At 41.8% G+C, this 22,827-nt stretch carries 24 protein-coding genes and 2 pseudogenes; 18 read left to right on the plus strand and 8 right to left on the minus strand.

The window, feature by feature from the left end; translation table 11 throughout:
- Positions 1-216: 216 nt before the first annotated feature.
- A complete protein-coding gene (locus tag ACED59_RS17635; protein WP_371705033.1) occupies positions 217-1,047 on the minus strand; it encodes a LysR family transcriptional regulator in 831 nt (276 codons plus the stop codon).
- A gap of 557 nt (positions 1,048-1,604) precedes the next feature.
- Here ACED59_RS17635 and ACED59_RS17640 point away from each other — a divergent pair.
- The 3 genes and pseudogenes from ACED59_RS17640 to ACED59_RS17650 form a co-directional block, all read left to right on the plus strand.
- Positions 1,605-1,970, plus strand: a complete 366-nt coding sequence (locus ACED59_RS17640; RefSeq protein ID WP_017098430.1) for a RidA family protein — start codon at positions 1,605-1,607, stop codon at positions 1,968-1,970.
- 51 nt (positions 1,971-2,021) lie between these two features.
- Positions 2,022-2,909: a PhzF family isomerase gene (locus ACED59_RS17645; protein ID WP_017098431.1), complete on the plus strand. Its 888-nt coding sequence runs from the start codon at positions 2,022-2,024 to the stop codon at positions 2,907-2,909.
- 183 nt (positions 2,910-3,092) lie between these two features.
- Positions 3,093-3,334: pseudogene (locus ACED59_RS17650) on the plus strand (IS110 family transposase); the annotation flags it as partial.
- 37 nt (positions 3,335-3,371) lie between these two features.
- On the opposite strand, the pseudogene ACED59_RS17655 reads toward ACED59_RS17650, so the two are convergent.
- The 3 genes and pseudogenes from ACED59_RS17655 to ACED59_RS17665 all read right to left on the minus strand — a co-directional run.
- Positions 3,372-3,772: pseudogene (locus tag ACED59_RS17655) on the minus strand (transposase); the annotation flags it as partial.
- Between the two features lie 46 nt (positions 3,773-3,818).
- Complete coding sequence (locus tag ACED59_RS17660; protein ID WP_305368220.1) at positions 3,819-5,048, minus strand: site-specific integrase; 1,230 nt, start codon at positions 5,046-5,048, stop codon at positions 3,819-3,821.
- Positions 5,049-5,284: 236 nt separating this feature from the next.
- Complete coding sequence (locus tag ACED59_RS17665; protein ID WP_009847984.1) at positions 5,285-6,151, minus strand: YicC/YloC family endoribonuclease; 867 nt, start codon at positions 6,149-6,151, stop codon at positions 5,285-5,287.
- A gap of 282 nt (positions 6,152-6,433) precedes the next feature.
- Between ACED59_RS17665 and rph the strand changes: the two genes are divergently transcribed.
- Positions 6,434-7,150, plus strand: a complete 717-nt coding sequence (gene rph, locus ACED59_RS17670; protein ID WP_017097394.1) for a ribonuclease PH — start codon at positions 6,434-6,436, stop codon at positions 7,148-7,150.
- Between the two features lie 104 nt (positions 7,151-7,254).
- On the plus strand, positions 7,255-7,896 hold the full coding sequence (gene pyrE / locus ACED59_RS17675) for an orotate phosphoribosyltransferase (protein ID WP_004735727.1): 642 nt from the start codon (positions 7,255-7,257) through the stop codon (positions 7,894-7,896).
- A 134-nt stretch (positions 7,897-8,030) separates the two neighbouring features.
- Here the strand turns inward: pyrE and ACED59_RS17680 are convergent, their stop codons facing one another.
- The 3 genes from ACED59_RS17680 to coaBC form a co-directional block, all read right to left on the minus strand.
- Positions 8,031-9,011, minus strand: a complete 981-nt coding sequence (locus ACED59_RS17680; protein WP_029223859.1) for a Kdo(2)-lipid IV(A) acyltransferase — start codon at positions 9,009-9,011, stop codon at positions 8,031-8,033.
- A gap of 23 nt (positions 9,012-9,034) precedes the next feature.
- Positions 9,035-9,625: a nucleoid occlusion factor SlmA gene (gene slmA, locus ACED59_RS17685; RefSeq protein ID WP_017097392.1), complete on the minus strand. Its 591-nt coding sequence runs from the start codon at positions 9,623-9,625 to the stop codon at positions 9,035-9,037.
- A 139-nt stretch (positions 9,626-9,764) separates the two neighbouring features.
- The gene (coaBC, locus tag ACED59_RS17690; protein WP_017097391.1) at positions 9,765-11,006 is read right to left on the minus strand and encodes a bifunctional phosphopantothenoylcysteine decarboxylase/phosphopantothenate--cysteine ligase CoaBC; all 1,242 of its coding nucleotides are present in this window, start codon (positions 11,004-11,006) and stop codon (positions 9,765-9,767) included.
- Positions 11,007-11,229: 223 nt separating this feature from the next.
- Here coaBC and radC point away from each other — a divergent pair, with 223 nt between their 5' ends.
- From radC to ACED59_RS17740, 10 genes are all read left to right on the plus strand, one after another.
- Complete coding sequence (gene radC, locus ACED59_RS17695) at positions 11,230-11,904, plus strand: DNA repair protein RadC (RefSeq protein WP_012603038.1); 675 nt, start codon at positions 11,230-11,232, stop codon at positions 11,902-11,904.
- A 292-nt stretch (positions 11,905-12,196) separates the two neighbouring features.
- Positions 12,197-12,433, plus strand: coding sequence for a 50S ribosomal protein L28 (gene rpmB / locus ACED59_RS17700; protein WP_004728407.1), 237 nt, complete (start codon positions 12,197-12,199; stop codon positions 12,431-12,433).
- Between the two features lie 13 nt (positions 12,434-12,446).
- Positions 12,447-12,614: a 50S ribosomal protein L33 gene (rpmG, locus tag ACED59_RS17705; RefSeq protein WP_002535344.1), complete on the plus strand. Its 168-nt coding sequence runs from the start codon at positions 12,447-12,449 to the stop codon at positions 12,612-12,614.
- A gap of 203 nt (positions 12,615-12,817) precedes the next feature.
- Positions 12,818-13,384 carry a hypothetical protein gene (locus ACED59_RS17710; protein ID WP_371705032.1) on the plus strand — a complete coding sequence of 189 codons (567 nt, stop codon included), beginning with the start codon at positions 12,818-12,820 and terminating at the stop codon, positions 13,382-13,384.
- Between the two features lie 2 nt (positions 13,385-13,386).
- A complete protein-coding gene (mutM, locus tag ACED59_RS17715; RefSeq protein WP_017097389.1) occupies positions 13,387-14,196 on the plus strand; it encodes a bifunctional DNA-formamidopyrimidine glycosylase/DNA-(apurinic or apyrimidinic site) lyase in 810 nt (269 codons plus the stop codon).
- Positions 14,197-14,404: 208 nt separating this feature from the next.
- Entirely contained in the window at positions 14,405-15,355 is a 951-nt protein-coding gene (locus ACED59_RS17720; RefSeq protein WP_017097388.1) for a glycosyl transferase family 90, read from the plus strand.
- Positions 15,352-16,407, plus strand: a complete 1,056-nt coding sequence (gene waaF, locus ACED59_RS17725) for a lipopolysaccharide heptosyltransferase II (RefSeq protein ID WP_017097387.1) — start codon at positions 15,352-15,354, stop codon at positions 16,405-16,407. The genes ACED59_RS17720 and waaF overlap by 4 nt, the downstream gene beginning before the upstream one ends.
- 13 nt (positions 16,408-16,420) lie before the next feature.
- Positions 16,421-17,713 carry a lipid IV(A) 3-deoxy-D-manno-octulosonic acid transferase gene (gene waaA / locus ACED59_RS17730; protein ID WP_029223858.1) on the plus strand — a complete coding sequence of 431 codons (1,293 nt, stop codon included), beginning with the start codon at positions 16,421-16,423 and terminating at the stop codon, positions 17,711-17,713.
- A gap of 23 nt (positions 17,714-17,736) precedes the next feature.
- Complete coding sequence (locus ACED59_RS17735) at positions 17,737-18,477, plus strand: glycosyltransferase family 25 protein (protein ID WP_017097386.1); 741 nt, start codon at positions 17,737-17,739, stop codon at positions 18,475-18,477.
- 3 nt (positions 18,478-18,480) lie between these two features.
- On the plus strand, positions 18,481-19,374 hold the full coding sequence (locus ACED59_RS17740) for a hypothetical protein (RefSeq protein WP_017097385.1): 894 nt from the start codon (positions 18,481-18,483) through the stop codon (positions 19,372-19,374).
- A gap of 1 nt (position 19,375) precedes the next feature.
- On the opposite strand, the gene ACED59_RS17745 is transcribed toward ACED59_RS17740, so the two are convergent.
- A complete protein-coding gene (locus tag ACED59_RS17745; protein ID WP_017097384.1) occupies positions 19,376-20,098 on the minus strand; it encodes a 3-deoxy-D-manno-octulosonic acid kinase in 723 nt (240 codons plus the stop codon).
- A gap of 71 nt (positions 20,099-20,169) precedes the next feature.
- On the opposite strand from ACED59_RS17745, the gene ACED59_RS17750 reads away from it, so the two are divergent.
- Genes ACED59_RS17750 through coaD form a run of 3 tightly spaced genes read left to right on the plus strand, consistent with a single transcriptional unit; the run spans position 20,170 to position 22,825 of the window.
- Positions 20,170-21,270, plus strand: coding sequence for a glycosyltransferase family 9 protein (locus ACED59_RS17750; protein WP_017097383.1), 1,101 nt, complete (start codon positions 20,170-20,172; stop codon positions 21,268-21,270).
- Entirely contained in the window at positions 21,263-22,327 is a 1,065-nt protein-coding gene (locus tag ACED59_RS17755) for a glycosyltransferase family 9 protein (protein ID WP_371705031.1), read from the plus strand. Before ACED59_RS17750 ends, ACED59_RS17755 begins: the two co-directional genes overlap by 8 nt.
- 9 nt (positions 22,328-22,336) lie before the next feature.
- Positions 22,337-22,825, plus strand: coding sequence for a pantetheine-phosphate adenylyltransferase (coaD, locus tag ACED59_RS17760; RefSeq protein WP_017097381.1), 489 nt, complete (start codon positions 22,337-22,339; stop codon positions 22,823-22,825).
- Positions 22,826-22,827 lie beyond the last annotated feature (2 nt).

The following is a 22,827-nucleotide window of genomic DNA, read 5'->3' on the forward strand; positions in this document are numbered from 1 at the left end:
ACAAGATCGGATCGCTTGGTGAACACACTTCATTGATTCGTTACTCTAAATGATTTTTGCCCAAAAGTGTGTTTAGCCAGTTTTTCATCACGTGTTAAAAAGATAAATTTCATCTTACAAAAACTAACCATCTAACCTACAACCTTCACCTTCTGAGCTTTGGTTTTAAAATGTCAGAGTGGTTTTGGTGCCGTACTTTATATAATCAATGGCAACTTATCGACTCAAAATACTATCCAATTCTGCTCTAATGAAAACTGAAATTTCGGCCAATTTTCTCGGAAGTGGATTTTGATAAGGGTAAGCGATATACATCGTTCTTTCCGTATCGAAAAATTCCGTAATATGGATATGTCTATTTATATGGTTATCTTTCAGGAGATAATTTGGAATGACGCCAACACCGACTCCTCTAGCAACAAAGTTCATTAAAATAGATGTATTATCAACTTCAATGACATCATTATAATTCTTTTTTATCAACTCTTTGCTCGAATGGTTTTTATAGATGAGTAAAGTTTTATTTTTAGTGTTGTCGATTTTTGATATTAAAACATCGTTATAATTTGCTACTTTATGTGCAATCAATGTGTCATCAACAACGTTATTAAGCCTAATTGCCATATCTACATTGCTTTCTAATAAGTTCTCAATGTTGTTACTTGATGATATTTCAAAGTTAACAGCAGGATATCGATCTTGAAGACCTTTAAGAACTTCACCAAAAACAGATGAGGCTATTGAATTAGGCATTGTTATTTTAAATTTCCCACTAATGCAGTCACTCAGTGATTTTGCTCTGTAATTCAATTCTTGTAAATTATCTAAAGCTTCGATGGCAAGCTCTTTGATGCTTTCGCCATGATCAGTCAGAACGAGTTTTCTTGTTGTTCGGTGAACGAGCGTAACCCCAAGCTGTTTTTCTAAGGATGTCAGTTGACGGCTTACTTGAGCCTTCGATTTTCCAAGCTCTTTTGAAGCCTCCGTCAAGGAAAGGTTCTTACAAACTGCCGCAAAGCAGATTAGTTCACTGTTCATCAATTCCATGATTGTTACCTATTTGCAACTCTGAGTCACGTTGTCTTTTAAATGCCTGTTTAGTATAACTAGCTTTCGTCGGAGGATGAAAGTGATATTTTAATTATTAATTAGACTCATTTGAAATTCTGAGTTTTAAGAGTTTAGTAAATTAAAAGTTCATTAGTGTTCATCAAAATCCTTTCTAATAATAGAAAATATTATTTTTTAATATTTATCTATAACCTAATTAAATTAGAGAAGTAAACTATGAAAGCAGAATGTCAAAATAAAAAGAAATATCTATTTTATCACGAGTTTTTTTATAACCTGATAAATTGTGTTATCCAGTATTACACAAAAGTGTTTGTTACATTATTTGGAGATGAGATGAGAGCTCGCCACAAAAAAAGTAACATCAATTTACCAAGTACATCTGAGCTTAGTGAGCACATGAAACGGGATCTTGGTTTAGATTGATTGGGAGTTTCCACTCGAACAACCCGAAACGTATTTGCAATAAAAAATAGTATCCACGAGATTTCTATTTATACCATTAAAACAAGAACTACTAAGGAAATCACAAAGTGGGATTCATTGACACCGCTTCTGCGCTAAACAACCAAATGATGACAACTACCTTGAAAAACACCGCTACCTTAATAAGTAATACATTGTACATATCTGAACAACTTTCAGATACTGCGGTAAGTGTTGAAAAAAAAGACATGACGAAAGAGGTTGAAAGGCAGGCTCGTTCTGTTTTAAATAACAATCTAGCGTTTACTCAAACGACAGGCGGTACACTACACAGTCTTGCGTTGGTAAGGTTATCTTTTACAGATGTAACGTACTGGCCAATAAAAGATCAAACGTTTGCCGATTTTATGGGTGAGCATAAACCTGCAAGAGCCGTAATATGTGCTGCAGCGATTAAACAAGATTTTTGGTGATGGTGGAAGCTATCGCTGAAATCACTATGCTAGCAAAGGAGGAATTGTGCCATGGTTACCATTTATGTGGTTGATGCATTTACCACCGAACCTAACACAGGAAATCGGGCAGGAGTTGTTTTAGATGCAGACCGTCTTACCACTCAGGAGATGCAACACATCGCTGCATTTGCGGGTTATTCAGAAACGGCCTTTGTTTTGTCACCTAAAGATCAAAGCCATGACGTATATGTTCGATACTTCACCCCGACCAAGGAGGTCCCAATATGTGGGCACGCGACCATAGCCACTCATTTTTTGCGAGCAAGTACTGGGCACCTATCAGACTATCCGTTAATAGCGAAGACAGGGGCAGGCAATCTACCTGTATCAATTTCGGGTAATCCAAATGATATCTTGGTGAAAATGACTCAGGGCCGCGTGGAGTTTCTACCGCCATTTGACCAAAATCAACGGAATGGGTTGGCAAATGCCCTAGGTATTAGTGTGAGTGATTTTGCTGAACTGCCAATACAAATTGTCTCGACAGGTCATTCCAAGGTTATGGTTCCTATGCTTAGCAGAAAGAGGCTTGATGGATTAAACCCAGATAACGAGAAGTTAAAAGCGCTCAGTGGTGAGATAGGCTGCAATGGATTCTTTCCCTTTGTTTTAGAGGGGAGCAAGCAAAAACCTATTACTTACGGACGAATGTTTGCCCCTGCAATTGGGATTAACGAAGACCCTGTAACGGGCAATGCCAATGGCCCAGTAGGAGCGTATCTTGTTCAGCACAGTTTGATTGAGTTTAACTCGAAAGTATGCTTTTGGGGTTATCAGGGATTGGCAATAGGAAAACCCGGCCGAGTACTAGTGTCAGTGGAGAAAACTGATACACAATTACTCGTCAGCATTGCTGGGCAAGCTGTACTAGTTGGTAAGAGAGTCGAAGAGTTGTAACTAAAACCTGTAAACTGCTCCGTACCTAGCAGTTTTGGACTCTGAGTTAGGTTGCTCACCACCCCTATAGTTATTCGAGAATAGCTAATTTAGCAAAGACGGTTAGCACGTTAATAAGATGGTACGTCCCACCCACACGCTAAACTTAACATTGTGAGGTTCAGCTAAATAAAGGTGACTATCATGACTACTATTCGCGTTATTGGCATCGATTTAGGAAAAAATACATTCCATATTATCGCCATGATTATTCAGGTAAAGAAGTCTTCAGGAAGAAGCTTAACAGACAAAAATCACTTCAATTATTATCAGTTCATGAACCAGTTATTGTTGCGATGGAAGCTTGTGGTGGTGCTCATTGGTTGGCAAGATGGTGGGAGTCTTATGGGCATCAAGTTAAATTTTATCATCAAAGACTTCTCAAACTTTGCTATCAAGCCGCTTTCGGTGTTCGTTGCGTTAAGTGACTTTATGGCGATTATCAATCCAATAATAAAACCCACTTCGAGAAACCCCAAATACCTTAGCCATACGGACAATCCTATATTAAATCAGGTGATCGAGTATAAACTCATAGCAATCCCTAGATTTTTTGCGAAGTAGGTGGCTGCCTTTTTTACGATATTTAACTCTTCAGCTTGCTCAGCCAATAATCGTTTGAGTTTGGCATTTTCAGTTGCGAGTTCTTTTTCTCTATCGCTGATTTTCGCGTTCTTTTTGACGGCTTTACGCCATCCATAGATTTGAGATTCATATAACGATAACTGTCGTGCGGCAGCAGCGACACCGACTTTGTCTGCTAACTTAAGCGCTTCGGCTTTGAATTCAGGAGCATGTTTGATTCGTGTTTTCTTAGTTGTCATTATTCACCTCGTTAGTGATTGTACTCACTTAACTCAGTGTCCAAAACTACTGGTGCGGATCAGTCGCGATATAGTCTTTTACCAGAGTAGTGACTTTCTCTAGCGCTTCTTTACGTTCTTCAAGATAATCATATCGGTCATAGATGCCTTCTACACCTTTAAGTTTATGATTTAAACAACGTTCGGCAACATGGCTTGGGACTTTCATTGAAGCGAGTAGGCTACGGCAAGTTCGACGCAAATCGTGGACAGCGAAATGTTTAATGTCACCCATTCTGTTTGGTGGTTGAATTTTGCGGCCTGCTTCGCGTCCGAATAGCTTTGAAATAGCTCTGTTAAGCGTGTCTTTACCCATGTGAGGAACTTTACTTTTCCTTCTATTGGGAAATACATAATCTGAGCCACAAGCACGTACAAGTAGCTCTTGAAACCATAGTACGCAAAGTTTCGGTAGAGGAATTGTAAAACCTGTAGCTGACTTGCTTCTCTCCGCTGGTAAATGCCATAAAGCGTTATCAAGGTCGAACTCAGCCCACTTCGCCTCGGTTAGTTCAGATTTACGAATGCCAAGGCAAAGAAGTAAAGCGCAGGCTAGGTAGTTGTCTTTATTAAAACTATAAATATTTTCATGGAATACAGAGAAAATATGTTTAATCTCCTCCAGTTCTAAGATTCGATCTCGGCTCTCTTCAATACCACCAGCGTCATAGTTAGAAAATGCTAGCGCAGGATTCGACTCTATTACACCGATCTTCATACCGTGCCTAAAAAGCTGTTTACAGTACATTAGCGTGTCATTGGCTGTGGTTGGACGGCCACTGTCTGCGACTATTTGGATGATGTTGCGAATATCCAAAGGAGTAACTCGTTTCAACGTGTACTGCCCTATTTGAGGCGCGATCTCTTTTAGATAGATACGTTTAGGAATACTTGGATATTTTAACCTCTTTTCTAAATCTTTGTACCAGTCTATAAAAAGATCATCAACTATATGTATATCGGCCTGCTTGCTTCGTTTTCTTTCAGCAATTGGATTGATTCCTTCATTAATTTGTTTTCGTAGCTCTGCGGCTTTTAATCTTGCGTCAGCAAGAGAAAGTTCATCTACCTTAGCAATAGTCACTTCCTTTCTTTTCTTAAAAAAGGTGTATCTTAACATCCAATATGCTTGACCAACTTTGGGGACCATAAGATAGAAACCACCCCCACCAGCATGACGACCTATTTCTTTGTCTTTTATTAATTTCTTGACTCGCTTGACGTTGAGATTACTCATCTCGATCTCCTTGAATTTATGGGGATAAATGCAATTGTCTTGATCTACTATTACAAAATATGGGGAGTACTTTCGGTTTTTATACTATTTTGGGGAGTGAATTGCAAAGTGCCACCCATAATACTCCCCATTTATTCTTGGCTTTTAGTAGATCTCTATGGACGTGAACATACAAAGAAATAAAAAAAGCCCTTTTAAATAAGGGCCTTGTAGATTGGTGAGGATTTGGTTGGATTCTATTCTATATTCTGGATCTGCTCACGCATCTGTTCGATAAGAACTTTAAGCTCAACGCCCGATGCTGTGATGTCTGTGCTGATAGACTTAGATGCTAGCGTGTTTGATTCACGGTTGAACTCTTGCATCATGAAGTCAAGTTTACGGCCACAGGCGCCACCTTTCTTCAATACTACATTCGCTTCTTTCACGTGAGAGTCTAGGCGGTCTAGTTCTTCTGCTACGTCTGACTTCTGAGCCAGTAGGATAAGCTCTTGCTCAACGCGAGAACCTTCAAGTTCAATCTTCGCATCTTCAAATTTGGTAAGAAGACGCTCACGTTGCCATTCTAGGATCTCAGGCATGCGTGCACGAACTTTAACGACTTCTTCAGTGATTGCATCTAAACGCTGAACGATGAGCGCTTTCATGTTTTCGCCTTCACGAGCACGAGCGTCAATGAACTCTGCGATTGCATCGTTGAATGCTTCAAGTAGATCTTTGTTGATGGCATCCATGTCTTGCTCTGGCGTTTCCATTACGCCAGGCCAGTTCATGATTTGGAATGGGTTCAAACGGCTGTCTTCACCTGTCATCGTCATTACTTGGTTAGCAGCATTGATTACTTGCTGAGCCAAACCTTCGTTAATGCTTAGCTCGCCTTTCGCTGCTGGGTTTGCTTCAAAACGTAGGTTACATTCAACCTTGCCGCGAGCTAGACGCTTACGGAAACGCTCGCGTAGGATTGGCTCTAAACCACGGAACTGTTCAGGCATACGGAAGTAAGTTTCTAGGTAGCGTTGGTTTACACTACGGATTTCCCATACTGCTGTACCCCAATCGCCTTTTACTTCTTTGCGCGCGTACGCGGTCATACTATAAATCATCGAATTTTCCTGTCTTTTATCATTCTGAAAATAACGCGCACGCATAGTATCACGATATGGTGTGCTCCCGAAGCTTGTCGATTTTCCGTTATAAATAGCCTTCACGGTAAGTATCTTTGAGTCGTAAGTCGCCTTAAGTAGTAGGCCACTTTGAATGGTAAATAGATTTGAAAGATAAACTGCTATATAATCTTGCCCCAATCAAAACTGTCTCACCCCTTTCTTAGGTGATGCACTCTTTCGATAGTAAATCACTTCAGACTGTTAATAAGGTAGATACCAATGCGTCCAAATGACCGCGCTGTAGATCAAATTCGTCCAATTAAAATTACTCGTAACTACACTGCTTATGCTGAAGGTTCTGTATTAGTTGAGTTCGGCAACACTAAAGTTCTATGTAATGCGACGGTAGAAGAAAACGTACCGCGTTGGTTGAAAGGCCAAGGAAAGGGTTGGGTAACGGCTGAATACGGCATGCTGCCACGTGCAACGCACACTCGTAACCGTCGTGAAGCGGCGAGCGGTAAGCAAGGTGGTCGTACGATGGAAATCCAACGTCTGATCGCTCGTAGCCTACGTGCTGTTGTTGACCTGAAAGTAATGGGTGAAATCATGATCACTGTCGATTGTGATGTTATCCAAGCAGACGGCGGTACTCGTACTGCTTCTATCTCAGGTGCAAGCGTTGCAATGGCTGATGCTATCAACAGCCTACTAGCAAGCGGCAAACTGAAGAAGAACCCAATGAAAGGCCACGTAGCGGCAGTTTCAGTGGGCATCGTTGGTGCACAAGCACTGTGTGACCTTGAGTACGTTGAAGACTCAGCAGCCGATACCGATATGAACGTTGTAATGACGGAAGACGGTAAGATGATTGAGATTCAAGGCACCGCAGAAGGCGAACCGTTCAGCCACGAAGAGCTGATGCAGCTTTTAGCCCTGGCAAATAAGGGCATTACCGATATCGTCGAAGCGCAGAAGTCGGCGTTAGCAGAATAGTTTTTAATAGCTCCCAATTTGGGGGCTATTTTTTTGTCTGTAAAACTCGAAAGGGTAGTGCAGAGCGTAAGTTAAGTTTTATTGAATAAACGTAGAGGAAAAACATGAAAGCATATCAACGTGAATTTATTGAATTTGCACTAGAGAAAGAAGTACTTAAGTTTGGTGAGTTTACTTTAAAGTCTGGCCGTAAGAGCCCTTACTTCTTTAATGCTGGATTGTTTAATACAGGTCGTGATCTAGCACGCTTAGGTCGCTTCTACGCAGCAGCATTAGCAGATTCAGGTATTGAGTTCGATGTACTATTTGGCCCTGCGTACAAAGGCATCCCAATCGCAACAACAACAGCGGTTGCACTAGCGGATCACCATGATGTGGACACGCCTTACTGCTTCAACCGTAAAGAAGCGAAAAACCACGGTGAAGGTGGCAACCTAGTGGGTAGCGAACTTGAAGGTCGCATCATGTTAGTTGATGACGTGATCACTGCTGGTACTGCGATTCGTGAGTCGATGGAAATCATCCAAGCAAACGGCGCTGATTTAGCGGGTGTGCTTGTTGCTATCGACCGTCAAGAGAAGGGCAAAGGTGAGTTGTCTGCGATTCAAGAAGTAGAGCGTGACTTCGGTTGTGCGATTATCTCAATCGTTAGCCTGACTGATTTAGTGACTTTTCTTGAAGAGAAAGGCACAGACGCAGCACATCTTGAGTCAGTAAAAGCGTACCGAGCTCAATACGGAATCTAATTCGTAAACTGAAGAAGTTGAACCTAATGGTTTAGTTCCCTCTGTTTAGAGTTTAAAAAAAGAAAAATGCCCGAGAGATGAAACTCTTTCGGGCATTTTTTTACTTAAATCTTATTGGACAGAACAAGGCTCGTTTACTTGTAACGAATGCCTTTTTCCGCTTCTGGATCTTCCATGGTTTTGAAGCGCTTGTGTAGCCACATCCATTGCTCTGGGGCTCTTAAGATAATCTTCTCAAGATAGCGGTTCATATACGCTGCTGCCGCTTTTTCATCTTTCTGCGGATAGTTATCTTCGATTGATTCGTCGGCCATGATTTCATATTTACCGTCGGCATTTCTAAAGCCAGACCCAATAACGACCGCGCATCGACTGGTGTAAGCCAAAATGCTGGTTCCAGTGGTGGTGCTTGCATCCTCTACTGCAAAGAAAGGTACGAATACAGATTTATTGCGACCGTAGTCATGATCAGGGAGGTAGAAAAGGGTCTCACCTTGTCGCAGTCTTCGGATCATACGTTTTACGTCTTTACGGTGAACTAGACGGTTGCCGTTTTGAGTTCGACCGCGGTATTGAATGAACTCATAAGCTGGGTTGTTATGCGGGCGATAAACACCTAGGCCAGGAATACCCAAGATCGGCATTGCTCGGGCTGTGATCTCTAGATTCAAGGCATGAACACAACATAGTAGAACGCCTTTACCGTTAGCCTGATGACTACGAAGAACTTCGGTATCTTTATCAACTAGGATGCGCTTGAAGCGCCATGTTGGCCAAAACCACGTAATACCGGTTTCAACCAATGCCATACCAGTATTTTTAAAATTCTCGCTGACCATTGCCGCGACTTCATCTGCTGGCTTATCGGGGAAGGCTAATTCCAAGTTACGTGTCGCTACCGCTACGCGTTTTTTTCCATAGCGGGCACCAAGAGCACCTAACGAACGGCCTAATAGTAGTAATACTCGGTAAGGTAGAATGTTGACTATAAAAGCCAGTAACCCAAAGCCAAACCAAACTCCCCAATATTTAGGGTGCAGTAGTGCTAGGGTAAAAGGTGGCTTATTAATAACGTGTTGTACCGTGCTACTTGCAGGAGAGTTTTTCGTCGTCATAACCATCACTTAAGATATTGAGTTTACTTAATCTGAGCGCTGAGTAGAGCCCAATAAGCATCAAAGTTTTCTGTCGGTTGATATTTGAAGTCCGAGCGAACAAATCGATTTAAACTTCCTTCAACCTGACCTAACAATTGAGCCGCTAAGATTTTTTCATCAACCGGGAATGACTTCCCTTCACGAAGCTTTCTTTCTCGTAGAATTTGACGAAGTTGTGTCTCAATACGTTCGAAAAGCTGATTGATGCGATCGCGTAGGCGTTCATTTTCAAACATTAGAGCATGACCCGATAAAATTCGAGTCAGGCCTGGGTTACGTTCTGAGAAAACCAAGATAAGTTGTAGCACTAGGCGTATGCGCTCTAGTGTGTCTTTCTCTTCATCTAGAATACGGTTGGTTCGAGACATCAACGCTTCTTCAATGAACTCGATCAAGCCTTCAAACATGCGAGCTTTGCTTGGGAAGTGGCGGTATAACGCAGCTTCAGAAACACCAACTTGCTTGGCCAACTTTACCGTTGTGATACGAGAAGCGCCTTCGGTCGATTCCAACATTTGTGCTAGAGCTTGCAGGATTTCTTCACGACGGTTTGATTTTCGAGTACCGGCCATCTATTTACTTCCTTTCCTAAAGATGAGGATTGAGTGAAGAAGGATTATAAACACCATTCAATTCTGTTCCTAGTTTTGTAAGACCTAGGTCAACAGAATCGAGAGGTGTCAGCGTATTGTCAGGGTAAAATTTGTGCGTTTATACGTCAATAAGCTGTTGGATCTGATTAAGGATCTGGAAACCAAGAGAGTTTTTGCTATCTAGAGGTAGAGATTTATCGCCACCTTTCCAATAAAGGTGCAACTCATTACTACTGGTATTGAAGCCTTGGCCTTCGACAGAAACGTCGTTGGCGCAAATCATGTCGAGGTTCTTTCTTTCCAATTTTCCGCGCGCATACTTCTCGACATCTTGAGTTTCTGCTGCGAAGCCGACAGTAAATGGACGATCTTCGATCATTGAGGCAACGGAAGCCACAATGTCTGGGTTCTTAACCATTTGAATGGTCATGTCATCTTTACCATCGACTTTTTTAAGCTTCTGGTCTGCAATGGTCTCTGGGCGGTAATCAGCAACCGCAGCGCAGCTGATGAAAATATCATGCTGAGCAGCATTGGCATTCACGGCATCAAACATCTGTTGTGCGCTGTCTACATCAATGCGATTAACCTGATTTGGTGTCGCGAGTGATACAGGGCCACTAATTAGAGTTACCGTAGCACCTTGTTTCGCGGCCGCTTCAGCCAGTGCATAACCCATCTTGCCCGAGCTATGATTGGTAATGTAACGAACTGGGTCGATCGCTTCGCGAGTTGGACCCGCAGTAATTAACACCGAACGGCCAGTCAGAGGTTTAGGTTGGAAGAAGTCTTCACAACGATGGACCAGTTGCATTGGCTCTAACATACGCCCCATACCAACATCGCCACAGGCCTGTTCACCAGCTGCCGGACCCCAGATTTCACATCCACGACGTTTTAGCGTTGCGATGTTCTCTTGAGTTGCAGGGTGGCTGTACATTTGTTGGTTCATTGCTGGGGATACCGCAACTGGCGCATCGGTTGCTAAAACCAAAGTGGTCAGTAGGTCGTTACCCATGCCTGCGGTCATGCGCGCAATAAGGTCTGCGGTTGCGGGTGCTAATAAGACTAGGTCAGCCCATTTCGCCAGTTCGATGTGTCCCATGGAAGCTTCAGCAGCAGGATCAAGCAAACTATCAGACACTGGCCTTCCAGAGACAGCTTGCATGGTGAGAGGAGTAATGAACTCCTTAGCCGCATTAGTCATGACGACTTGTACCTGCGCACCACGTTCGATTAAGCGTCGAGTCAGTTCGGCACATTTATAAGCTGCGATACCACCACTAATGCCAAGTAGGATTTTTTTTCCAGCTAGGCCTTGTTGGTCAGCGTTATCCAGTTGATTAACCAATGTTTGCATGATTCTGTTCCTTAATTTCTCTGGGACTAACGATATCAGAACAAAGGATTAGTGCCTAGAAGCAGAATTGGAACAGGTTTGACACTCATCAAGTTGATGTTATCAAACTTATCAATTACACGGTTTTGCTAGGCATTAGTCTTCTTTATAACGCTGTGGAAGCTCTCCGTAGACAAACGGATTAGGCTGATGGATCGTATTTATCACCCTAGATAGCCTTTATATGCCTATAAGTAAAATGCCTGTTGAGTCGATGCCAAGAGAAAAGTTACTGAGTAGAGGCCCCGACTCCTTAAGTGATGCGGAGTTGTTAGCTATATTTCTTCGAACGGGCACACAAGGAATGAATGTTTTAGAGCTATCAGACAAGTTGATCAAAGATTTTGGTTCGCTTCGCCATCTTTTTTCTGCAACGGAGGCTGAGTTTTGTGCCCATAAAGGGATGGGGCAGGCGAAATATGTCCAGTTGCAGGCTGTTTTGGAGATGACGCAACGTTATTTGGCCGAGACTTTATCTCGAGGGGATGCACTAACTAGCCCAAGTCACACCAAGTTGTATCTTTCGAGTATATTGCGTGATCGCCAGCGAGAAGCCTTCTACATATTGTTCCTAGATAACCAAAACAGAGTAATAAAGGATGAAGTGATGTTTGAAGGAACCATCGATGCAGCATCTGTTTACCCGAGAGAAGTGGTTAAACGGGCACTTCATCATAATGCTGCCGCTTTAATCCTAGCGCACAACCATCCTTCCGGTGTCGCAGAGCCAAGCCAAGCAGATAGGCGAATTACACGCAGATTAACCGACGCATTGGCACTAGTGGACATCCGAATTCTCGACCATTTTGTCGTTGGAGATGGCGAAGTTATCTCTTTTGCAGAGCGCGGATGGATTTGAATCACATTTTAGGTTGTTAGTTGCGTTAAATCTGCTATCATTCCGCCCACATTTTAGAACCTTAAATCAGCTCTGATTACTCAAATAGCTGCCCTGTTCAAAAAAAGATCACGAAATCCTTAAAAAGGATCTGTTCGGGTCTTGAGCAATGCATGTCAAGTTAGTATAATACGCGACCTTTGATAGCCTTGAATGGATTTTCCATTATGGTTTTTACCTCTATTTTCAGAATTGATAGAGAGGTTCGGCCACCAAGGTTGATATCGAGCTGAAACGATTTGGAGAGACATTCATGTCCCGAGTATGTCAAGTAACTGGTAAGCGTCCAGTAACGGGTAACAACCGTTCACACGCACGCAATGCTACCAAGCGTCGTTTTCTGCCGAACCTACAAACTCACCGTTTCTGGGTAGAGAGCGAAAAACGTTTTGTTAAACTACGTCTAACTGCTAAAGGCATGCGTATTATTGATAAGAAAGGCATCGATGCTGTTCTTGTTGATATCCGTGCACGTGGCGAAAACGTTTAAGAGGAATTAAGCAATGGCTAAAGGCATTCGTGAGAAAATCCGTCTAGTATCTTCTGCTGGAACTGGTCACTTCTACACAACTGACAAGAACAAGCGTAACATGCCAGGCAAATTTGAGATCAAAAAGTTTGATCCAGTAGTTCGCCAGCACGTTATGTACAAAGAAGCTAAAATCAAGTAATTGATAGCCCCTTTGTCTCTTCTTTTATAGAAGAATAAATTAAAAACCCAGCTTATAGCTGGGTTTTTTTATATCTAAAATTTGAGTAACTCAATTATTCTTGTTTGATATAGCGTCTGATAGGTAGAAAACCGTACAATATAGAAAGTATTGCCACTTTCACGATATACTGATTACTCAATAGGTTAGATGAGCAGAATCAGATGAGATATCGTGGACGTCGATGGAACAACATACTCATGTTCAGTGTGATCGCTTTTATTGGGGTGTTAAATCTTCCAACTTTGATCAAAACGTACCTTATCGAGCCTGAACCTGAAGTTAAGGTCAGCGGTTCTTATCCTTCTCTTTTAAATCCAGCAGCTGAGCTTCAAGCTTTGCATTTTGCTAATTGGTCAGTTGTACTCGAAGACGATCATTGGGCTTATCAATTTAAAGACACAGTGCTTCCTCAAACTACCAGTGCACAAGAGTTGTCACAGAGATGGCAGGAACTTGTGGGCACCGAAGTTGACTCTCAAACCTATACCGATCTCTCACCACAATTGAATACCCCGCACACCATTGAGGTGTGGTATCAAGATCAAGAAGAACCACAACGTATTACTTATTATCAGCTGCCTCAGTTCTGGTTGCTAAAAAACTGGAATGATCAGTGGTTAGCGGTGTCTATTGAAGAAAGCTACTTGTTTCCAAGCTTTGGCTCAGACCAGTCATTCAAATCAGACAAGCTATCTATATCAGACGAACCATCTCTATCGGACGACTAACTATGCCTGAATTACCCGAAGTTGAAGTAAGCCGCATGGGGATCTCGCCTCATTTAGTCGGTGAGACGATTAAAACGCTTACCTTTCGTACCCCCAAACTGCGTTGGGATATCCCTCAAGAACTTAAGCGATTAGAAGGGCAGGTGATTCGCTCTATCTCGCGTCGTGCAAAGTATTTATTGATTGAGACAGATACAGGCACTGCGATTGTGCATCTTGGCATGTCAGGTTCACTGCGCGTGTTGGATGCCGATTTCCCGCCAGCAAAACACGATCACGTGGATCTTAAGTTAACCAATGGCAAGATCTTGCGTTATAACGATCCGCGTCGCTTTGGTGCATGGTTATGGTCGGCGCCTGATGAGATACATACTGTATTACTTGGTTCTGGTCCTGAGCCACTAACTGACGACTTCAACGCAGATTACATTGCTGAGAAAGCAGAAAAGCGTAAGGTTGCCGTCAAACAGTTCATTATGGACAACAAAGTCGTGGTCGGTGTGGGTAATATCTACGCCAATGAAGCTCTGTTTTCTTCACGTATTAATCCTTTGCGCTCTGCAAGTAAGGTTACAAAACAAGAGTGGCTCTTGTTAACCAAAGAGATCAAGCAAGTACTCGCGACGGCTATCAGACAGGGTGGAACAACGCTAAAAGACTTTGCCCAAGCGGATGGAAAACCGGGATATTTTGCTCAAGAGCTGCAGGTTTATGGTAAGGCTGGTGAACAGTGTCCTAACTGTGAAGAGCTGATTCAGGAACTTAAAATAGGGCAAAGAAACACGTTTTATTGCTCTAGCTGTCAGGTATAGATGTGTCCTTCTCAATACAGAAGTTGATATCACTTGAAGCTGTGTCTAGGGCACTTTATCTGATAAAATTACGGGCATTATTGTGGAATTTGTCGTCTTCATTTCTAAAGGCAGAGTCTACCTCTAGAGCTTTGTTGATAATTCCTTACCTATGGCTGCTGACTTTGCCTTCGTTACATTACGCAAAAATAAAATATAAAGAGAAACTATGAAGATATTTTATTATCTAAAACATGCCTTGCTCTCTATCGCACCTCGTTTGTATTTTTCAACACAGTTTGAAAAGCTGGAAAAATCATATTCCGGTCAAACTGACTATATAAAAAGCAGAGTAAATTATTACGTAAAAGGGCTCGGCGACTTTGATAAAGCTAGTCTAAGTTGTGAAATTAAGAATTATGCTCGAAAAGGCTATACATCTTATTTCTTTGATCTTAAAGAGTTTCTTCATTATTTTCCAAAGTACTTTCGCTTCAGTTACTACTTTGGTGATGAAACGCATATAGAGCCAGTTCCAACTTTATTTAAAGCTCGTCCGATTGATGGGAACAATAGTAACTCTGTACTATTTAAATTAGATAAGCGTCGTCATTTCCGATTCGTGGATGATAGCTTAAGTTTTTCTGATAAAAAAAATATGGCCGTGTTTCGTGGTGCTGTGACTCAACCACATAGAATTCGTTTTATGGAAACTCTGTATGGTCATCCACTGATGAATGCAGGTCAATCGAATACTTCAGAGCAACACCCAGAGTGGCAACAGCCATTTATGACAGTAGAAGAGCAGCTTCAATACAAATTCATTATTTGCCTTGAAGGGAACGATGTTGCATCAAACTTGAAATGGGCAATGTCTTCAAACTCACTTGTCGTTACTCCAAAAATGAAATTTGAAACGTGGTTTATGGAAGGCACTCTGCAGCCAGGCATACATTATGTAGAGGTGAAGGATGACTGGTCGGATTTTGAGCAAAAAATCAAATACTATTTAGACAACCCTAAAGAGTCTGAACAGATGATCAAAAATGCGCATGAATACCTTGCTCCTTTCCAAGATGAACAACTAGAAAAATTGGTTTGCATTAAAACACTTCAAGAATATTTTAGACTATCTGGCCAAGCTATTAACGAACACGCTATTAACGAGCAAGACAAATGAAAATTCTGATTATTGGCCCGTCATGGGTTGGAGACATGGTAATGTCTCAAGGCTTATATATTGAGTTGCAAAGACAGTATCCTGACGCAAAAATTGATGTTTTAGCGCCAGCGTGGTGTAAGCCTATTTTGGAAAGAATGCCACAAGTCAATCAAGCTCTTGAAATGCCACTAGGGCATGGGCAATTTGATCTGAAATCTCGTTATAAGATCGGTAAATCGTTGAGGGAAGTACAGTACGATAAAGCGTACGTATTACCTAACTCCGCGAAATCAGCTTTAATTCCCCTGTTTGCTCGCGTTCCTGAACGAGTTGGTTGGAAAGGTGAAATGCGTTTTGGTTTGCTAAATGACGTTAGAACCAATAAAAAAGCGTTTCAATACATGTTAGAGCGATATGTAGCGTTAGCGCACCCTAAAGCTGAAATGACGGGTAGTGGTTGTTTAGGTGAATTACCATCATTACCTTTCCCAAGTTTGCAAGTTGTTAACTCCAGCCAACAAGAGGCTATGGAGCAATTTGGTTTAAACAATCAAAGGCCTGTCCTTGGTTTATGTCCTGGTGCTGAGTTTGGCCCTGCGAAACGTTGGCCTGATAATCACTTTGCAACAGCAGCGACAGCGATGATAAAGCAAGGTTACCAAGTGTGGTTGTTTGGCTCGGCTAAAGATCGTGAAGTAACCCAAAAGATAATCGAACAAGTCCCTGTTAATATGCAGCAGGATTGCTTCAATTTAGCTGGAGATACGAGCTTAATTCAGGCTGTAGACTTGATCGGGGCTTGTCGTACTGTCGTTAGCAATGATTCTGGGTTGATGCATGTGGCCGCCGCGGTGGGCTGTAATGTCGTGGCTGTTTATGGCTCTAGTTCACCTAAATATACGCCTCCGCTAACGAACAAACTGGCGATCATCAATACCGATATTGAGTGCCGACCTTGCTTTGAACGAACTTGTCCCAAGCATCACCTAAAGTGCCTCACTGAGTTAATGCCGAGTAGAGTCATTAGTGCTATTGAGCAGTTTGATGTTATTTCCCAAGGCAAAATATAAATAAGGTCGTTATATGAGCATCGTCGTTCGTTGGGCCTATACCGCGCTACTTTTCCTTGTTAGCCCTATTCTGCTTTGGGGCTTATATCGCTCCAAAGCAAACAAACCGCCTTTTGGTCATCGCTGGAAAGAGCATTTCGGATTTACACCGCCTATTAAGAATAGACAATCGGGTGTGATTTGGATTCATGCCGTTTCAGTAGGGGAAGTGCTGGCGAGTAAAAAGTTAGTTGAACAACTGGCGATACAAAACCCAGATAAAAGAATACTGATCACTACAACAACGAGTACAGGCGCTGAACAGGTAGAAAAGATGAGCGGTTCGATTAGCCACCGTTATATGCCTATTGATTTTAGTTGGTGTGTTCAACGTTTTATCAACCGCATTCAGCCAGATAACATGCTCATTATTGAAATGGAATTATGGCCAAACACCATTAACACCGTTGCTAAAAATGATATTCCGATGATATTAGTCAATGGACGATTATCCGAAAAATCAGCCAGTAATTATCAAAAAATGAGTTCGTTAATTTATCCGACAATTTCTAAGTTAAGTTTAATATTGACGGTACACTCTGATGATAAATCTCGATTTGAGTTACTAGGTGCGCCGAGCGAAAAAGTCATTGTCACAGGGTCAATTAAGTACGATGTGTCGATTGATAATAATGTAATCGCACAAGGCGAGCATCTTAAAGATCTTTTGGGGCAGGGTAGGCAGATTGTTGTCGCCGCGAGCACTCATGCGGGCGAAGATGAACAAATATTTAGAGCTTATCAACAAGCCAAAAGAGAACTGCCAAAATTACTCTTAGTGATAGTACCTCGTCACCCTGAACGGTTTGATTCAGTTGCTGAATTGGCCAAAAACCAAGGCTTAGTTTTGGTTCGTCGAACCGAAGTTGTTGACGAGTTACCGCTCGATGTCGACGTTTACTTGGGGGATACGATGGGAGAGCTTATGGTTATGCTTTCTGCGAGCGATCTTGTTTTTATGGGAGGAAGCCTACTTGGAAAGAAAGTAGGAGGGCATAACTTCATCGAACCTGCGCTGCTTCAAAAATACTGCTTAACAGGGCCGAGCTATTTCAATTTTGCAGACCTGGCGAATCAATTGATCGACTCGAGCGCACTGTCTGTTGTAGCCGATGAGAATGAGCTTGCTTTACAAATGATCAGTGCATTATCCAAGCCTAAAGAGTTAATTGAAAAAGGGCGAATAGGCTATGGTATAGTTCAACAGAATCAAGGTGCGTTACAACAAACACTCCAATTGATACATCATTCAGCCACCAATAATTAGTCAACCAATATTGAGACATCACCATGATCAAAACTTTTGTTATTCATGTAAGCAAAGGCTACGAAGAACGTAGAAAACATATAGATAAGCACCTGCCAGAAGTGGGCATCACTGATTACGAATATATGTTAGCTGGTGATATCGATGATCTATCTGATGACGTTAGAAATGGTTTTTTTGACGACTCACTGAGGCTCCCTGAGAAGTCTTGCTTTTATAAGCACTACTTAGTGATGAAAAAAGTCGTAGAAGAACAAATTCCACAAGTATTAGTGTTAGAAGATGATGCTTTTTTAAATAGCGATTTTATTGAGCAACTAGAAGCTTTCCAAAATGAACTTCGTGGTGAAGAAAAGTATCTTGTAAATATTGAAGAGGCATCGAGCTTAGTACCTGCATCAGTAAGAGTTCCAAATCAACATCTGTACTTGTGTAAAACGAACAAGCTTACTGGTGGTTTGCTTTATGACCTTAGTTTTGCTCGTGCAATGGTAGAGCATATGGAAAGCAATATAACTGACGCACCTATTGATGGTTATATTGGTAATGAGCGAACGACATTAGAGTACAATATTTTTTGGACACATCCACCTTTGGTTCGTCAGGGCAGTAAAACCGGTGCATTTGATAGTGAGTTGAGTGGTAGAACCTCAGGACTTTATGCGACGGTTAGAAGTTGGTTTAAAGAGGGATACCGAACTCATGTTCGAAGCCATGTCAGCAGCAAGCACAAAGCACTTTTTAAAAATATTACGAAGTACTAAATTATGAAATCAGAATTGGCTAGAAAACACTTAACATTTGTCATTTATGGCAATGATAGAACTTACTATCAAGGCGCAAGATTTTGCATTTTGTCTTTTTTAGCCAATTGGGTTGAGGCAAATGGAACTAGGCCTGAAATTTCTGTTCTAGCAGAAGAGCCTGAGCACTTCGCTAATATGCCAATTAAAGTGTTTCCGATATCGCCAGCTCAAAAGGCTGAATGGAGTCTAGACAATACTTATCACTTTAGAATCAAGAACCGCGGCTTAAAATATCTTTGTGATAATTTAGAGTTGAGTCCTGAAGATAAACTGCTTTTTTTAGATACAGATACGTACTTTAACGTGCCAACAAATGTCTATTTCGACTCTATATCGGATAAAAACGCGTTACTGTTTTGCTCAGAAGTGAACATCAATACTTTGCCAAGCACTAATGAATACGCACATATCAGAGATAGAGATATAAAGCTTATGGATGGCAGTATCTACCGCACCAATCCAGACTCAGTTATGTGGGCATCGGCAGTCATCGGTATCACCGGGAAACACACATCAGCTTTTGATTATGCCGATGTGTTGATTCAAGCGTTGCGTCAAGAAGGGTGTGAGGCACACACTCTAGAACAGTTTGCGTTATCTGAAGCGCTCTCTACACAGGTGAATATTGAACCAGCGAAAGCTTGGCTCAATCATTATTCAACGAGTGGACGAAAAGACTGGGCGAGAACGGTGTTGGAACAGTTCTTTGAAGAACATGGAGTTAAACCATTTGAAGAGCAAATACGCTTAGCTAAAGAAGTGTCCGTCAAGCGCCCTCTTGCTGAAGTGATTCGAGGGCATATCTATAAAAAGAAAAAGAAACTTCGTAAGTTATTTGGTTTGAAAGAAGAATAAATCATAGGCTCTCAAGGGTACTCATTTTGTACCCTTGTTCAATTTGTGAAAAATCAAAGTGCTGAGCATCAATCTTTCCTAACCGAACTTCTTTTTCGAATGAGCGCTCGAGTCGCTTTAGATTACTCACTTTCCAGTTGCTGCCTGTCTGCGTTAAGCATTTATCAAAATCGATAATCCAAACCTTACCTGCTTTATCTACGAGAATGTTATGGATATTTAGGTCGGTATGATTGACCCCGGCATCGTGCATTTTTCGAATTTGATGACCAATATCGTTGAAATGGGAATCGGATAGTTTTTTGTTTGATAGTATCTTTACTAAGTCTTCTGCGTCGGAAATCTTTTCAATTAAAATATCGGCTTTGTAAACGAGCCCTTCTTGCGAAACTTTCGCAGCAACGGGTGTCGGGACATTAACTTTATGTGTGGCTAGAAGCTCAAGTAACATTAGCTCTTGGTATGCTCGTGAGTTCTCTAATCCAGTAAATAAATAGCTGTCTCTAACTAGCTTTCCAAACAAGCCGCCGCGATGATAATGTCGAAGAGCGAAATTGCTTTTTTCTCCCTTAACAAACCATGTTGTTCCTCTACCTTGAGCGTGCCCCAGTATTGCTTGATTCGCCTTCCAATAATCCACAGAAAAAGCCAATTCAACGTCTTCGGTGAGTAATTTAGGATTATACCAGTACGTTGTTTTATGGATTTGCTTTGTTGTAAACATGAATCACTGTCTCGTATTGGGGAGTTTATGGCATACTTGGTAGAACAGTATATCAAACGCCGAACAGATTAATGAACGATTCATGTAGTTACCAAAAAATATTAGTTGTTGCCACTCATTGCATTGGTGATAGTTTGTTGATCTCTGCTTTTACCCATAGTCTGAGAAAAGCGTTTCCGACCGCAACAATAGATGTTTTAGTTAATGCTAGAGGGGAGATGGTTTTTGGTACCAATCCAGACGTTGACTCTTTAGTTGAAATTCCGCCAAGAGCATCCGTTAAGGACTATTACCGGATTTTAAAAACGCATGGTCGATATGATTTAGTCGTCAATGAAATGCTTAATGATAGAACAGCTATCTATAGTTTTATCTTTGGTAAGAAAAGACTTGGTGCAATTGATGAATCGCTTTCTGGCGCCTGGGTTAAAAAGTTAATTTATACTCATTACATTAAAGAACAGCATCGCTTTGAGCATAAAATGAGTCGCGTTGCTCGTATGCTGGATACCATAGATGTTAATTGTATTGCACGGCTAGTCTCTCCCGAAGAGTTATTACCTTCAGTGGTTCAAAAGAGATTGCCATCAAACTACATTGTTGTGCATGCGCCATCCTCCAACGAAATTAAGCAGTGGCCAGTCTCGTATTGGGTTGAAGTCATCAATCGTCTGATATCTGCAGGTTATAATATTGTCTTATCTGGCGCTAAATTAGAACGAGACGAGACCATTGTTGAACAAATCATTAGCCAAGTTCCTGAATCGAATCAACTGGTCAGTGTTTTGGGGGAATTATCATTAGCTCAAACCTCTGTATTAATAAAACACAGTGATGGTTTTGTTGGACCTGATAGTGGCCCTGGTCACCTCGCATCAGGTTACTCTATCCCAATTGTATCTATTATTAGCGTGGCGCCAGCAAGCATGTGGTCACCTTGGCCTTATGAAGAGCCAATTGATGTAACGAACAATTTATACAGCAATGGTGTTAGCTCCCAAAGAGTCGCCAATATTAGACTTGTGCAATCTGAACGTAACTGCGTCCCTTGTTATAAAAACAGATGTCAAATTAGCGATGATGTCTATTCGCCATGCCTTCAAGATATCAAGCCAGATAACGTTGTTTCTGCTGTCCTAGAAATGATGCCATTGGAACCGATCAATGAATAACGTTCTTTCTGCTCCCAAATCTATTTGTATTCTGCGTTTATCTGCCATTGGTGACGTTTGTCATGCTCTTTCTGTAGTGCAACTTATTCAAGCTACCTATCCAGAATGTCAGATCACGTGGGTGATGGGAAAAATCGAAGCTCAATTACTTGGTGATATACCTGGAATTCAAGTTGTCGTGTTTGATAAAAAACGCGGCCTAAAAGGAATGAAAGAAGTATGGAGAGCCCTGCGTTCAACTCGGTTTGATTATTTACTGCATATGCAAGTTGCACTAAGAGCCAGCCTGTTAACGATAGGGATAAAGGCAAAAGTAAAACTTGGCTTTAGTTGGACACGTGCCAAAGAGGGGCAGTGGCTCTTTACCAATCGCAAGCTGCCAAAAACGGACGCATCTCATGTGTTAGATAATTTCTCTGAATTTGCTTATTTTTTGGGATGTCCCAAACAGGTGCCGACATGGGAGCTTGCTTTGTCTGATGAAGATCAAAGACTATCGATGGAGCTTGCGCATGAGCCGTATATTGTTATTAGCCCTGCCGCGAGTAAAGATGAGAGAAACTGGTTAGTTGAGCGCTATGCCGCTGTCGCCGATCACGCTTATCAGTTAGGCTTTAAAGTGGTTTTTTGTGGTGCTCCAACGGATAGAGAGCGCAATTTAGTCGACAATATATCTCAACACATGACATCACCTTGTATTAACTTAGTCGGCTCAACCTCGTTAAAGCAGCTTACCGCAGTGATTGATAAATCCAGTGTAGTGATCGCTCCTGATTCAGGGCCAGCACACATCGCGACGACTCAAGGTGTCCCCGTGATTGGTTTGTATGCGCACAGTAACCCAATGCGCACTGGGCCTTACCATAGTTTAGACAATGTGGTTTCTGTTTATGAACAGATTGCTGAAGAGCAACGCGGCAAAGCGGTTAGCGATCTTCCATGGGGAACCCGAGTAAAAGGAAAAGATCTTATGGCCCTTATTTCTACAGAATCGGTGATTGAGCAGCTAGAGCGTGTATTAGGCCGATTGAAAAACAAGAAAACATCCAGTGAATAAAGGAATGTCATGAAAATAGCAATATACCCAGGTACTTTTGATCCAGTGACTAACGGTCACTATGACTTAATTAAACGTGCCGCATGTATGTTTGAAAAGCTTGTCATTGGTGTCGCAGAGAGCCCAAGTAAAGCCACCTTATTTAGCTTAGATGAGCGTGTGGCCTTATTGCGAGAAACTTGCCATGAATTACCTAATGTTTCCGTTGAAGGTTTTAGCGGTTTGCTGGTTGATTTCGCGACCGAGCAAAATGCCTCAATTTTGGTGCGTGGCTTAAGAACGACAATGGACTTTGAGTATGAATTTGGTTTGACGACAATGTATCGTCGGTTAAAACCAGAACTAGAGAGCCTGTTTTTGACACCTTCAGAAGAGTTTGCTTTTTTATCATCAACATTGGTTCGTGAAGTCGCTATTCATGGTGGAGACATAGAGCAATTTGTTCCAGAGTGTGTTCATCAAGCAGTTGTCGCTAAAGTAAAAGCTTTTAAAAATTAAGT

It is taken from the genome of Vibrio sp. FF266, assembly GCF_041439695.1.
GTDB classification, from domain to species: Bacteria; Pseudomonadota; Gammaproteobacteria; order Enterobacterales; family Vibrionaceae; genus Vibrio; species Vibrio tasmaniensis_A.